Raw genomic sequence first — 13,494 nt, 5'->3', positions numbered from 1 at the left:
ATTTCCACCCCCATATTGGGGCGACTGACGCGTGAAGGAATCCATCTTGAGCGAACTTCTCAACCGCCGCCTGAGCCTGCTCGGCCAAGGCGACAACCTCTCCCTGCTCAAGCAGTGCCTGCACGGCATCGAGCGCGAATGCTTGCGTGTGACCGAGGACGGTCGCCTGGCACAAACCCCGCACCCCGAGGCTCTCGGCGCGGCGTTGACCCACGAGCAGATCACCACGGACTACTCGGAGTCGCTGCTGGAGTTCATCACCCCAGCCCTGGCCGACCCGGCGCAGACCCTCGAAAGCCTGGAGAACATCCACCGCTTCGCCTACTCCAAGCTGGGTAGCGAATACCTGTGGAGCCCGTCGATGCCCTGCCCGCTGCCGGCCGAGGAAGACATTCCGATTGCCTGGTACGGCGATTCCAACATCGGTCAGCTCAAGTACGTCTACCGCAAGGGCCTGGCCCTGCGTTACGGCCGCACCATGCAGTGCATTGCCGGGATTCACTACAATTTCTCGCTGCCAGAAAAACTCTGGCCGCTGCTGCGTAGCGCTGAAGGCAGCAACCTCGATGACCGCGCGTATCAGTCGGCGGCCTACATCGCCCTGATCCGCAACTTCCGCCGTTACAGCTGGTTGCTGATGTACCTGTTCGGCGCCTCGCCGGCGCTGGATGCCGGCTTCCTGCGCGGCCGCGCGCATCAGCTCGAGCAGTTCGACGCCGATACCCTCTACCTGCCGTACGCCACCAGCCTGCGCATGAGCGACCTGGGTTACCAGAGCAACGCCCAGGCCGGCCTGACGCCTTGCTACAACGATCTGAACAGCTACACCGACAGCCTGCGCAAGGCCGTCGCCACCCCGTATGCGCCGTATGTCGAAATCGGCACGCACAAGGATGGTGAATGGGTGCAGCTCAATACCAACATCCTGCAGATCGAAAACGAGTACTACTCCAACATCCGCCCCAAACGCGTGACCTACAGCGGTGAGCGGCCGATCCAGGCCCTGATGGCCCGCGGTATCCAGTACGTCGAAGTGCGGTGCCTGGACATCAACCCGTTCCTGCCGACCGGCATCGATTTGCCAGAATCGCGCTTCCTCGACGCCTTCCTGTTGTTCTGCGCCCTGGAAGACAGCCCGCTGCTGGGTTACCTGGAATGCGGCAACTGCACGGGCAACTTCCTCAGTGTGGTCAAGGAAGGTCGCCGCCCGGGCCTGGTGCTGCAACGCCACGGCAAGCCGGTGGAACTCAAGGAATGGGCCAATGAGCTGCTTGAGCGGATTGCGCCACTGGCCGCGCTGCTCGACCGCAGCCTGGACAGCGAAGAACACGCCAAGGCGCTTGAACTGCAGAAGGCCAAGGTCAGCGACCCGTCCCTGACGCCGTCGGCCCAGGTCCTGGCGAGCATGACTGAACACAAGGAAAGCTTCAGCCGCTTTGCCTTGCGCCAGAGCCAGGCACATGCCGAGTTCTTCCGCGCCCAAGCCCTGCCGGCGGACGAGCAGCAGCGCTTCGAAACAGCGGCGCGCGAATCCCTGGAGGCCCAGGCCAGACTTGAGCGCGAAGAGGACAAGGGCGACTTCGACCTGTTCGTCAGCGCTTATCAGGCCAGCATCCTGGCAATCAGCAACTGACATGAGCCGGACTGTCTCCACACGCAAACCCCGCGCCGCCAGTCAGGCGCGGATCGACTCGATCCTCGAGGCGGCGCGTACCCTGCTGGCCAGCGAAGGCGTGGCCAGCCTGTCGATCTACAGCGTCGCCGAGCGGGCGCAAATCCCGCCGTCCTCGGTGTATCACTTTTTCGCCAGTGTCCCGGCCCTGCTCGAGGCCCTGACCGCCGATGTGCATGGCGCCTTCCGGGCGTGCCTGGCCGAGCCGATCGAAGCCAACACGCTGAACACCTGGCACGACCTCTCGCGCCTGGTCGAACAGCGCATGCTGAGCATCTACAACCAGGATGCCGCAGCCCGTCAGTTGATCCTCGCCCAGCATGGCCTGAGCGAAGTGACCCAGGCCGACCGTCAACACGACATCGAACTGGGCGACCTGATGCACAAGCTGTTCGCCCAGCACTTCCAGTTACCGGTGCTGCCCGATGATGTCGATGTATTTGCCCTGGCCATGGAGCTGGGTGATCGGGTGTATGCCCGCTCGGTGCAACTGCATGGGCAAATCACGCCGCGTATGGCGGAGGAAGGAATGCGGGTGTTTGATGCGTATCTGGGGTTGTATCTGCCGCCTTTCCTGCCTAAACGCTGACAGCCCTATCGCCGGCAAGGCCGGCTCCCACAGAAGTCTGCATGGGCCAGGACTTTGTGGGAGCTGGCGAAGCCTGCGATCGACCGCAAGGCGGTCGCAATCGAGCTGAAATTTCAGAGCTTGGCGATCGACACTTCAGTCGACTTCACAAAGGCAATCACTTCACTGCCGATGGTCAGTTCCAGCTCGCGCACCGAACGGGTGGTGATCACCGAGGTGACGATACCCGACGCCGTCTGCACGTCGATTTCCGAGAGCACCGGGCCTTCGAGGATTTCCTTCACGGTGCCTTTGAACTGGTTACGTACGTTGATCGCTTTGATGGTCATCTGCTTGCTTCCTTCAGGTCAATGAGCCCAACGCAGCTGCGTTGGCAAAGGTGCTACGGGTTCCGGCTCGGGCGGTGCAGCCGGCACCGAGAGCACGCGGTTGAGAACTTCGGTTTCCAGCGCCGCCAGGCGATGGGAGCCACGCACACGAGGGCGTGGCAGGTCGACGATCAGGTCCAGGCCTACTTCACCGTCTTCGATGAGAATCACCCGGTCTGCGACGGCAACCGCTTCGCTGACATCGTGGGTCACCAGCAGGACGGTGAAGCCGTGCTGGCGCCAGAGCCGCTCGATCAATTGCTGCATTTCGATACGGGTCAGGGCATCCAGCGCGCCTAACGGTTCATCGAGCAACAACAGACGCGGCTGGTGGATCAATGCACGGGCCAGGGCCACGCGCTGCTTTTGCCCGCCCGACAGCGCCGCCGGCCACTCGTTGGCACGTTCGGCCAGGCCGACTGCCTCCAGGGCTTGCAACGCCTGTGGGCGCCAGTTGCCGGACAAGCCCAGGCCGACGTTGTCGATCACCTTTTTCCACGGCAACAGCCGCGCTTCCTGGAACATCAGCCGGGTGTCTTCGCGTGCCTCGCTCAATGGCGCCGAACCTGCCAGCAGCTCGCCGCCGCTGGGTTGGTTGAGCCCCGCAAGCAAACGCAACAGGGTGCTTTTACCGCAACCGCTACGCCCAACGATGGCGACGAACTGTCCGGCAGGAATATGCAGCTCGATGTCACGCAGTACCTGGCGCTGGCCAAAGGTTTTCTGCAGGTTGTGCGCCGCCAGCGGTATGCCGCGCAATAGCCGTGCGGGTGGTTCTTTGAGGATGGTCATGCGCCCTCTCCCCGGGTCGGTTGATAGGCCGGGTGCCAGCGCAGCCAGACCCGCTCAAGGCCCCGCGCGGCCAGGTCGGCAAGCTTGCCGAGCACGGCATAAAGAACAATTGCCAGCACCACCACGTCGGTCTGCAGAAACTCACGGGCATTCATCGCCAGGTAGCCGATGCCGGCGTTGGCCGAAATGGTTTCGGCAACGATCAGGGTCAGCCACATGAAGCCCAGGGCGAAGCGCACACCGACCAGGATCGAAGGCAAGGCACCGGGCAGAATCACCTGGCGAAACAGCTCGAAGCCGGACAAGCCATAGCTGCGCGCCATTTCCACCAGCGCCGGATCGACGTTGCGGATGCCGTGGTAGGTATTGAGGTAAATCGGGAACAGGGTGCCCAGGGCCACCAGGAAAATCTTCGCCGACTCATCGATGCCGAACCACAGAATCACCAGCGGGATCAGCGCCAGGTGCGGAACGTTACGGATCATCTGCACCGAGCTGTCGAGCAGGCGTTCACCCCATTTCGACAGACCGGTGATAAAGCCCAGGGCCAGGCCGATTGCGCCACCGATCAGGAAGCCCAGCGCGGCGCGCCAGCCACTGATTGCCAGGTGGGTCCAGATTTCGCCGCTGCGCACCAGCTCGACACCGGCGCTGAACACCGCGCTCGGTGCCGGCAGGATACGCGTCGACAACCAGCCGACGCTGACTGCCAATTGCCAGACCGCCAACAGCAACAGCGGCAGCGCCCAGGGCGCCAGGCGCTGCGGCCAGGGAGTGGATGCTCGACTCATGGCCAGGTCCTCAGCGCTGTGCTGCGGATTTGGGCAGGATGTCGTTGGCGACCATCTCGCCGAAGGGGCTCACGTAACCACCGCTTTTCGGCAGTTCCGGGCGCTCCACATCCAGATGCGGGAACAGCAGCTCCGCCACCCGGTAGGATTCTTCCAGGTGTGGATAACCGGAGAAGATGAAGGTGTCGATGCCCAGTGCGGCATATTCCTTGACCCGCTGCGCCACGGTCGGGCCATCGCCCACCAGCGCCGTGCCGGCACCGCCACGCACCAGACCGACCCCGGCCCAGAGGTTGGGGCTGACTTCCAGGTTGTCACGGTTGCCGCCGTGCAGTGCGGCCATGCGCTGCTGGCCCACCGAATCAAAGCGCGCCAGCGACGCCTGGGCGCGGGCAATGGTGTCGTCGTCCAGATGGGAAATCAGGCGTTCGGCGGCCTGCCAGGCCTCGGCATTGGTTTCGCGCACAATCACATGCAGACGAATCCCGAAGCGCACGCTGCGGCCTTGCTTGGCGGCCTTGGCGCGAACTTGCTCGATCTTCTCGGCAACCGCTTGCGGTGGCTCACCCCAGGTCAGGTACAGCTCGACCTGCTCGGCGGCAAGATCCTGTGCAGCCTCTGAAGAGCCACCGAAGTACAGCGGCGGACGTGGTTGCTGGATCGGCGGATAGAGCAGCTTGGCGCCTTTGACCTGGATGTGCTGACCGTCGTAATCGACGGTTTCGCCTTCCAGCACCCGACGCCAGATACGGGTGAACTCCACCGACGCCTGGTAGCGCTCTTCATGACTGAGGAACAGACCGTCACCCGAGAGCTCTTCCGGATCACCACCGGTGACCAGATTGAACAACGCCCGGCCTCCGGACAGACGATCCAGGGTTGCCGCCTGCCGTGCCGCCACGGTCGGCGAGATGATGCCCGGACGCAGCGCGACCAGAAATTTCAGACGCTGAGTCACCGGTATCAGCGACGCCGCGACCAGCCAGGAGTCCTCGCAGGAACGCCCGGTCGGAATCAGCACGCCGCCAAAGCCCAGGCGGTCGGCAGCCTGGGCAATCTGCTGCAAGTACCCGTGATCGACTGCTCGCGCACCTTCGGCGGTGCCCAGGTACTGGCCGTCGCCATGGGTGGGAAGAAACCAGAAAACGTTGAGGCTCATTGGAGTTGTCTCCTAAGGGGAACGCAAGCCGGGACTGCGTCCCGGCACGGGCGAATCGTCAAGGCGCGGTAGCGACCTTGGCCGGGGGAGTCCAGATCACATCCTTGATACTGAGCGGCTTGGGAATCAGCTTGAGCGTATGGAAGGTGTCGGCGATTTTCTGTTGGGCGCTGACCACGTCCGGGGTCAGGAAGTGAGCACCATAGCCCTGGCGTTTGACCGAGGTCAGGGTGATGTCGGCCGGCAGGCCCAGCAGCGGTGCGACCTGGTCGGTGACCTCCTGCGGGTTGGCCTTGGACCACTCGCCTACGGCGCGCACTTCCTCGACCAGGGTGTTGATCACTTCAGGGTGCTTCTGCGCGTAGGGTTTGGTCGCCAGGTAGAACTGGTGGTTGTCGACGATGCCTTTGCCGTCCCGCAGGGTGCGGGCCTGCAACTGCTGTTCGGCAGCGGCCTGATAGGGGTCCCAGATCACCCAGGCATCGACGCTGCCACGCTCGAAGGCGGCGCGGGCATCGGCAGGGGGCAGGAACACCGGCTGGATGTCGGTGTATTTGAGGCCGGCATCTTCCAGAGCGCGCACCAGCAGGTAGTGCACGTTGGAGCCTTTGTTCAGCGCGACTTTCTTGCCTTTGAGTTCCTTGACCGACTGGATCGGCGAGCCCTTGGGCACCAGGATCGCTTCGCTGTGCGGCGCAGGCGGCTCATAGGCCACGTACAGCAGATCGGCACCGGCTGCCTGGGCGAACACCGGCGGGGTTTCGCCGGTCACACCGAAATCGATGGAGCCGACGTTCAGGCCTTCAAGCAACTGCGGGCCGCCGGGAAATTCCGTCCATTGCACCTGTATGCCCTGAGCGGCCAGGCGCTTCTCCAGCGAGCCCTTGGCCTTGAGCAGCACCAGGGTGCCGTATTTCTGATAACCGATACGCAGGCTTTCAGCCTGGGCTTGAGTAATGGCGCCGAAGGACACAGCCGCAGCAAACAGAGCGACCAGACCACGACGCAAAATGACAGTGCGCATAGCGCTCTCCTTTTGCTGTTGGGTTCAGGCTGCACCTGCTTGCCCGTTGGCGGGCGAGTAAGGTGGGAATTGCAGAAAATCGGGTGGTGCGGCTCAGATGCTCCAGCGAGCACTGAGCAGACGCTCATTCAGTACACCGGGGGCGACCGGTTTCGGCCGGCGTGCCAGGGCACTGTGAAACAGTTCCAGCGACTCGTTCAGACGTTGTTCCAGAACCGGAGCCAATTGTGCGGCGGCATTGCCTTCGCCATAAGTGATCTGGCTGTCATCCGCGAAGATCCCTTGCAGGGTTTCCTGGGCCTTGAGCGCAGACAACACCGGCTTGAGTGCGTAATCCACCGCCAGCATGTGGGCGATGCTGCCGCCGGTGGCGATGGGCAATACCACCTTGTGGCTCAACGCGCGCTCAGGCAGCAGATCGAGCAGGGTTTTCAAGGCTCCGGCAAACGACGCCTTGTAGACCGGCGTCGCCACCACCAGGCCATCGGCCTGCTCTACCAGTTGCAGAAAATGCTGCACCCGGGGGCTGTCGAAACGCGCATGCAGCAGGTCTTCGGCCGGAAAGTCGCGCACCTGGAAAGTCACCACTTCAACGCCCTGGCCTTGCAACCACTGGCGGCTGCGCTCGAGCAGCACACCGGAGCGTGAACGCAGACTGGGACTACCACCGAGAGAAACAACCAGCATTGGAGCGCATCCTTGATCGTGTTCTAAAAGGCCGCGAGTTTGAGTTCTCGCTGGAATGCAGTGACCTTAACAGCTCGACACATATACCAATAAATCATATTTTTTCATTTGTTTATTCCTTTATTGCCTATGCAAATTTCACAGACAGCCAATAAAAAAGGGCCGTCGAAACGGCCCAAAATCCCTGCTATGGCTAAAGATCAGCGATTGGGTTGCGGGGTCAGGCGCAGGTACGGCTTGACCGCCCGGTAACCCTTCGGAAAGCGTTGCTTGATTTCGTCCTCATCCTTGAGCGACGGCACGATCACCACCTCGTCACCGTCCTGCCAGTTGGCCGGCGTGGCGACCTTGTGGTTGTCGGTCAGCTGCAACGAGTCGATCACCCGCAGAATCTCGTGGAAGTTACGCCCGGTACTGGCCGGGTAGGTAATGGTCAGGCGGATCTTCTTGTTCGGGTCGATGACGAACAGGGAGCGAACCGTCAGGGTGTCGCTGGCGTTGGGATGAATCAGGTCGTAGAGGTCGGAAACCTTGCGATCGGCATCGGCCAGGATCGGGAAGTTGACGATGGTGTTCTGGGTTTCGTTGATGTCTTCGATCCAGCGGTGATGGGAGTCCACCGGGTCCACCGACAGGGCAATGGCCTTGACCCCACGCTCGGCGAACTGTTCCTTGAGCTTGGCGGTAAAGCCCAGCTCGGTGGTGCACACCGGGGTGAAGTCGGCCGGGTGCGAGAACAGCACGCCCCAGCTGTTGCCCAGCCATTCATGAAAGCGGATCTTGCCTTCGCTGGATTCCTGTTCGAAGTCGGGGGCGATGTCGCCGAGTCTGAGGCTCATGGTGCGGCTCCTTGGCTGGGTTCGTTATGGGATTACTGTGCCTGCACCGGGATAAAAACAAAAAGAATAAATATCGATTTATTTATAACTTTTAAACCTATAAACCAGCAGGCATAAAAAAGCCTCGCATCGAGCGAGGCTTCTTGTTTCAACCGGACTTACATGAAGCTGTAAGTGTAGTTGAAGATCAGGCGGGTCTGATCCTGGTCAGCACTGGCTTCGTTACCAGCACCGCGGTACACACCGTGACGCAGGCTGGCGCCCAGGCCTTTGAGGGTGCCTTCCTGAATGACGTAGTCGATGCGCGCATCGCGTTCCCATTCGTGATAGCTGCTGCCGTTCTTGGCGCTCTTGATGTCATCGCCGCGCAGGTAGGAAACCGAGGTCTTCAGACCCGGTACGCCCAGGCGTGCGAAGTCATAGGAGTATTGACCGAAAGTGGTGTTCTCACCGGCTTTGGCGAACTGGTTGATCATGCTGTCGGTGAACAGGTAGAAGCTGGCGCCAGCGTTACCTTCGGTGCTTGTGTTGGTAGTACCGTCTTTAGTCACACCGCCTTGGTTCGCCCAGACAAAACCACCGTCATCACCGATCTGCTGGTGACCCAGCAGGAAGGCATGGCCGCCAAGGGTATAGGTGAACATGGCGCTCCAGGTCTTGTTGTCGACCTCGCCCTTGTTCTTGGCAAAACCCTTGTTGTTGTCGAAGGCATAACCGGTCTGACCGTTCTTGCCATCGCTGCTGCTGTCGAAGTAGCGCAGGTCAGTCTTGAACGACTGGTCTTCGGCGATCGGGTAGACGTGAACCAGGCCCAGGAAGTGCTGCTTGTAGAAGTCTTCCAGGTTCGAGTAGTAGTACTGCAAGGTCAGGTCTTTGGTGACCTTCCAGTCGCCACCGGCGAACTGGAACTTGTTGCTGTCCTGAGTTGCGCCGGAGACGGACAGACCAGTACGGTTGCTCGACGCACGACCCATGGCGTGGGTCAGTTGACCGGCATTGAGGGTCAGGTTGTCGATTTCTTTCGTCTGAATAGTGCCGCCTTCAAACGTTTGCGGCAGCAGACGGCCATCGTTGGAGACCAGGATTGGCAGGTTCGGCGCCAGAGCGCTACCGAAGTGGACTTCGGTCTTGGAGAAACGCGCTTTGGCGTTGGCGCCAAAGCGACCCCACTGGCTCTCAGCCGACTTATCGGTGTCGCTTGGGAAGAAGCTGCTGTTGTCCGGGTGATGGCCTTTACCGCCATCCAGGTGAATGCCCCACAGCGCTTGTGCATCGACACCGAAACCTACGGTACCTTCAGTAAAGCCCGAGATGTAGTCGAGCTTGAAGCCCTGACCGGACTCGCGGTTGTCAGAGCCACCGTCACGGTTGTCGTTATTGAAATACATGGTCCGCGAACTGAGCGACAGCTTGCTGTCCTCAACGAAACCGGCGGCATTCGCTTGCTGGGCCAGAACCCCTACGGCCACGGCGAGTGCCAAGGTCGACTTGTACATGTTTTGCTCCTCTACGTTTCTAATTCTTGTGTGTCGCTTACGGCAGGATCTATTGCCCTGCTCGACGTCGATTGGCGATTAGCACCAAAGCGTGACCGTCAAGTCAATCGTAACCATTCATTTCACGACTTTGGTCTAATGCGCCAGCCCTTGGGGTCAAGGATAATGACAATCCTATAAATCCAAAAAGACTTATTTCGTAATTTTTCAGATTATTACGGAATATGCACCGAAATTTTCTCCGCTGTCGTTATCGACACACAAGCTAATTCCTAAAGGTTATTAGCAGATAATTTTTTAGACCGCCTGATCTGGCGTGTTCGCTGCATTCACCCATCATTTCGTTTTCAGCGGCTGATGACCTTGACTTCCGTCATCGCGAGGCAGCCTGAAAGCTTAAAGCGATTGGCTCCTAAGCTAATGCTAAAAAGTTATTTATTTTAAGTTTCTTAGATCATCTAGTCTTCCGACCATTATCTCCCCACTGCTCGCCTGACTAGGAGTTCACCATGACCCTGCATGCTCCGTTGCGCCTGTTCGCCGCCCTGACCCTGGCTGGCGCCAGCTGGTTCGCTCAGGCGGCTGACCTGACCGTTGCCTACCAGACCACCGTCGATCCGGCGAAAGTCGCTCAGGTCAACGGCGATTATGAAAAAGCCAGCAAGGCCAGCATCGACTGGCGCAAGTTCGACAGCGGTGCCGATGTGATCACTGCGGTGGCCTCGGGCGATGTGCAGATCGGCTACCTCGGCTCCAGCCCCCTGGCCGCCGCCGCGACCCGCAAACTGCCGGTGGAAACCTTTCTGATCGCTACCCAAATCGGCGCCGCTGAAGCCCTGGTGGCCCGCGAAGGTGCCGGGATCAATTCGCCGCAGGACCTGATCGGCAAGAAGATCGCCGTGCCTTTCGTTTCGACCGGTCATTACAGCCTGCTGGCCGCGCTTAAACAGTGGAACATCGACCCGGCCAAGGTGCAGATCCTCAACCTTGCGCCGCCGGCGATCATCGCCGCGTGGAAACGCGGTGACATCGACGCCACCTACGTCTGGGACCCGGCTCTGGGTGTGGCCAAGGAAAACGGCAAGGTGCTGATCACCTCCGGTGAGCTGGCCGAGAAAGGCGCACCGACCTTCGATGCCTGGATCGTGCGCAAGGACTTTGCCGCCAAGCATCCGGAAATCGTCAAGGCCTTCGCCAAAGTCACCCTGGACGCCTACGCCGACTACCGCAAAGACCCACAAGCCTGGCTGGCCAACCAGAGCAACGTCGACAAACTGGTCAAGCTCTCTGGCGCCAAAGCCTCGGACATTCCAGCCCTGCTGCAAGGCAACGTGTTCCCGCTGGCGGCCGACCAGATTGCCGCACTCGGTGCGCCGACCACCCAGGCCATCACCGACACCGCCACCTTCCTCAAGGAACAGGGCAAGGTCGAAGCGGTACTGCCGGACTACGCGCCGTACGTCAGCGCCAAGTTCATCGCCAACTGATCGGAGCTTGTCATGGCATTGCTTGAACTGGAGCGCATCAGCGCACAGTACCCCGGCGCAGCCGAACCGGTGCTGGCCGATATCAACCTGAGCCTGGGCCCACAGCAGTTGCTGGTGGCCCTCGGCCCGTCGGGCAGCGGCAAGACCTCGCTGCTCAACCTGATCGCCGGATTCGTAACGCCCAGCGCCGGGCGCATCAGCCTCGATGGTGTGCCGGTGCAAGGCCCGGGTGCCGAGCGCGGCGTGGTATTCCAGGACGATGCCCTGCTGCCCTGGCAGGATGTCCTGGCCAACGTTGCCTTCGGCCTGGAACTGGCGGGTGTGCCGCGCCCCGAGCGTGAACGCAAGGCCTGGGAAATGCTCGCGCTGGTTGACCTGGCCGACTTCGGCATGCGGCGCATCTGGCAATTGTCCGGTGGCCAGAAGCAACGCGTCGGCCTGGCCCGCGCCTTGGCCGCCGACCCGCGGGTGCTGCTGATGGACGAGCCGTTCGGTGCCCTCGATGCCTTTACCCGCGAGCAGATGCAGGAGTTGCTCCTGCAGGTCTGGCAACGCACGGCCAAACCGGTGTTCCTGATCACCCACGACATTGAAGAAGCGGTGTTCCTCGCCACAGATCTGATTCTTCTGGCACCCAATCCAGGGGAGATCGTCGAGCGTCTGCAATTGGACTTCGGTCAGCGTTATGCCGCGGGAGAATCGGCCAGGGCGATCAAGTCCGACCCACGCTTTATCGAAACCCGCGAGCATGTGCTGAGCCGGGTGTTTTCGCAACGCAGCGCCGCCGTGCGGCAGGAGTTCGCATGAGCAGCCTGGAAGTGCCGGTCGCGGCCAAACGCAGCAGCCCGTCAACCCCGGCGGTGAAGATCCGCCGCAGCCTGAGCACCCGCTGGATCAGCGGCCTGACCCTGGCCACCCTGCTCCTGCTGTGGTGGGCGGTGACCGCCGCCGAGTGGATCGAACCGTTGTTTCTGCCCTCCCCCGATGCCGTGCTGGCCAAGGCCTGGTTGCTGCTGACCCAAGGCTATATGGAGTCGACCCTGTGGCAACACCTGGGAGCGAGCCTGGGACGTATCGGCCTGGCGCTGGGTGCGGCGATTGCCACGGCGATTCCGATCGGCATCGCTATCGGCCATAACCGGATTGCCCGCGGCATTCTCGATCCGCTGATCGAGTTCTACCGCCCTATTCCACCCCTGGCCTACCTGCCGCTGATCGTGATCTGGTGCGGCATTGGTGAGTTGTCGAAGGTACTGCTGATCTACCTGGCAATCTTCGCCCCGATTGCCATCGCTACTGCCACCGGCGTGCGCACGGTCGATCCGACCAAACTGCGGGCGGCGCAATCGCTGGGTGCCACGCGGGCCCAACTGATCCGCCACGTCATCCTGCCCAGTGCCCTGCCCGACATCCTCACCGGTGTACGCATCGGTCTGGGTGTGGGCTGGTCGACCCTGGTCGCCGCCGAGCTGATCGCCGCTACCAGCGGCCTGGGCTTCATGGTCCAGTCGGCGGCGCAGTTCCTGGTTACCGACGTGGTGGTGCTGGGCATCCTGGTGATCGCGCTGATCGCCTTTGCCCTGGAAATGGGGCTGCGCGCCCTGCAGCGCAAACTGGTGCCCTGGCACGGCCAGAGTCATTGAAGACCCATCGAGAATTAGCCATGAGCCTGACCATTACTCCGCTGAGCACTGCACTCGGCGCACAGATTAGCGGTATCGACCTCAGCCGCGCGATCAACGACGAACAACGTGACAGCATCGAGCAGGCCCTGCTCAAGCATCAGGTGCTGTTCTTCCGTGACCAGCCGATCAACCCACAGCAGCAGGCTGACTTTGCCGCGCGCTTTGGCGACCTGCATATTCACCCGATCTACCCCAACGTGCCGGAAACCCCGCAGGTGCTGGTGCTCGACACCGCCGTGACAGACGTGCGCGACAACGCCATCTGGCACACCGACGTGACCTTCCTGCCGACCCCGGCATTGGGTGCGGTCCTCAGCGCCAAGCAACTGCCGAGCTATGGCGGCGATACTTTGTGGGCCAGCGGTATTGCAGCCTTCGAAGCCTTGTCGGCGCCGCTCAAGCAATTGCTCGACGGACTGACCGCAACCCATGACTTCACCAAGTCGTTTCCGCTGGAGCGCTTCGGCACCACGCCTGAGGATCTGCAACGCTGGGAAGCGACGCGGCGCAACAATCCGCCGCTGTCACACCCGGTGATCCGCACGCATCCGGTGAGCGGGCGCAAGTCGCTGTTCGTCAATGACGGTTTCACCACGAGGATAAATGAGCTGAACGAGGCGGAAAGCGAGGCGATACTGAAGTTGCTGTTCGCCCATGCCACACGGCCGGAGTTCACCATCCGCTGGCGCTGGCAGGAGAATGACGTGGCCTTCTGGGACAACCGCGTGACCCAGCATTACGCGGTGGATGACTACCGGCCGCAGCGGCGGGTGATGCACCGGGCGACGATTCTCGGGGATGCGCCGTTCTGAGTTGGCGGCGCGGCTATCGCCGGCAAGGCCGGCTCCCACAGGGCGGCATACACCGAGCCAGTGTGGGAGCCGGCATTGCCGGCGATGAGGGCG

The 13,494-nt window shown here is 61.5% G+C and carries 14 protein-coding genes; 6 read left to right on the top strand and 8 right to left on the bottom strand.

Annotated elements, in window-relative coordinates; all coding sequences use genetic code 11:
* Positions 1 to 46 precede the first annotated feature (46 nt).
* Entirely contained in the window at positions 47 to 1,633 is a 1,587-nt protein-coding gene (gene gshA / locus AC07OF_RS08465; protein WP_157190798.1) for a glutamate--cysteine ligase, read from the top strand.
* A gap of 1 nt (position 1,634) precedes the next feature.
* Complete coding sequence (locus tag AC07OF_RS08460; RefSeq protein ID WP_157190797.1) at positions 1,635 to 2,261, top strand: TetR/AcrR family transcriptional regulator; 627 nt, start codon at positions 1,635 to 1,637, stop codon at positions 2,259 to 2,261.
* A gap of 113 nt (positions 2,262 to 2,374) precedes the next feature.
* Here AC07OF_RS08460 and AC07OF_RS08455 read toward each other — a convergent pair whose 3' ends face one another.
* The 8 genes from AC07OF_RS08455 to AC07OF_RS08420 form a co-directional block, all read right to left on the bottom strand.
* Entirely contained in the window at positions 2,375 to 2,590 is a 216-nt protein-coding gene (locus tag AC07OF_RS08455; RefSeq protein ID WP_010221227.1) for a TOBE domain-containing protein, read from the bottom strand.
* Between the two features lie 18 nt (positions 2,591 to 2,608).
* Positions 2,609 to 3,421, bottom strand: a complete 813-nt coding sequence (ssuB, locus tag AC07OF_RS08450; protein WP_495072762.1) for an aliphatic sulfonates ABC transporter ATP-binding protein — start codon at positions 3,419 to 3,421, stop codon at positions 2,609 to 2,611.
* Positions 3,418 to 4,212 (bottom strand): aliphatic sulfonate ABC transporter permease SsuC, encoded by a 795-nt coding sequence (gene ssuC, locus AC07OF_RS08445; RefSeq protein ID WP_157190795.1) that lies wholly within the window; start codon positions 4,210 to 4,212, stop codon positions 3,418 to 3,420. Before ssuC ends, ssuB begins: the two co-directional genes overlap by 4 nt.
* A 10-nt stretch (positions 4,213 to 4,222) precedes the next feature.
* Positions 4,223 to 5,371, bottom strand: coding sequence for an FMNH2-dependent alkanesulfonate monooxygenase (gene ssuD, locus AC07OF_RS08440; RefSeq protein ID WP_157190794.1), 1,149 nt, complete (start codon positions 5,369 to 5,371; stop codon positions 4,223 to 4,225).
* A gap of 58 nt (positions 5,372 to 5,429) precedes the next feature.
* Entirely contained in the window at positions 5,430 to 6,395 is a 966-nt protein-coding gene (locus tag AC07OF_RS08435) for a sulfonate ABC transporter substrate-binding protein (RefSeq protein WP_157190793.1), read from the bottom strand.
* 93 nt (positions 6,396 to 6,488) lie between these two features.
* Positions 6,489 to 7,082: an NADPH-dependent FMN reductase gene (ssuE, locus tag AC07OF_RS08430; RefSeq protein ID WP_157190792.1), complete on the bottom strand. Its 594-nt coding sequence runs from the start codon at positions 7,080 to 7,082 to the stop codon at positions 6,489 to 6,491.
* A 200-nt stretch (positions 7,083 to 7,282) separates the two neighbouring features.
* On the bottom strand, positions 7,283 to 7,921 hold the full coding sequence (locus AC07OF_RS08425; protein ID WP_038605590.1) for a peroxiredoxin: 639 nt from the start codon (positions 7,919 to 7,921) through the stop codon (positions 7,283 to 7,285).
* A 158-nt stretch (positions 7,922 to 8,079) separates the two neighbouring features.
* Positions 8,080 to 9,417 (bottom strand): OprD family porin, encoded by a 1,338-nt coding sequence (locus AC07OF_RS08420; RefSeq protein WP_157190791.1) that lies wholly within the window; start codon positions 9,415 to 9,417, stop codon positions 8,080 to 8,082.
* A 509-nt stretch (positions 9,418 to 9,926) separates the two neighbouring features.
* Between AC07OF_RS08420 and tauA the strand changes: the two genes are divergently transcribed.
* The 4 genes from tauA to tauD are packed head-to-tail and all read left to right on the top strand — an operon-like array spanning position 9,927 to position 13,401.
* Positions 9,927 to 10,904 carry a taurine ABC transporter substrate-binding protein gene (tauA, locus tag AC07OF_RS08415; protein ID WP_476446373.1) on the top strand — a complete coding sequence of 326 codons (978 nt, stop codon included), beginning with the start codon at positions 9,927 to 9,929 and terminating at the stop codon, positions 10,902 to 10,904.
* A gap of 12 nt (positions 10,905 to 10,916) precedes the next feature.
* A complete protein-coding gene (gene tauB, locus AC07OF_RS08410) occupies positions 10,917 to 11,711 on the top strand; it encodes a taurine ABC transporter ATP-binding subunit (RefSeq protein ID WP_495072761.1) in 795 nt (264 codons plus the stop codon).
* Positions 11,708 to 12,547 carry a taurine ABC transporter permease TauC gene (gene tauC, locus AC07OF_RS08405; RefSeq protein WP_038605579.1) on the top strand — a complete coding sequence of 280 codons (840 nt, stop codon included), beginning with the start codon at positions 11,708 to 11,710 and terminating at the stop codon, positions 12,545 to 12,547. Before tauB ends, tauC begins: the two co-directional genes overlap by 4 nt.
* Positions 12,548 to 12,567: 20 nt before the next feature.
* Complete coding sequence (gene tauD / locus AC07OF_RS08400) at positions 12,568 to 13,401, top strand: taurine dioxygenase (RefSeq protein ID WP_157190788.1); 834 nt, start codon at positions 12,568 to 12,570, stop codon at positions 13,399 to 13,401.
* The last annotated feature ends 93 nt before the right edge of the window (positions 13,402 to 13,494 follow it).

It is taken from the genome of Pseudomonas sp. GW821-FHT10B02 (genome assembly GCF_059415665.1).
This window is presented reverse-complemented; position numbering and strand designations above follow the sequence as displayed.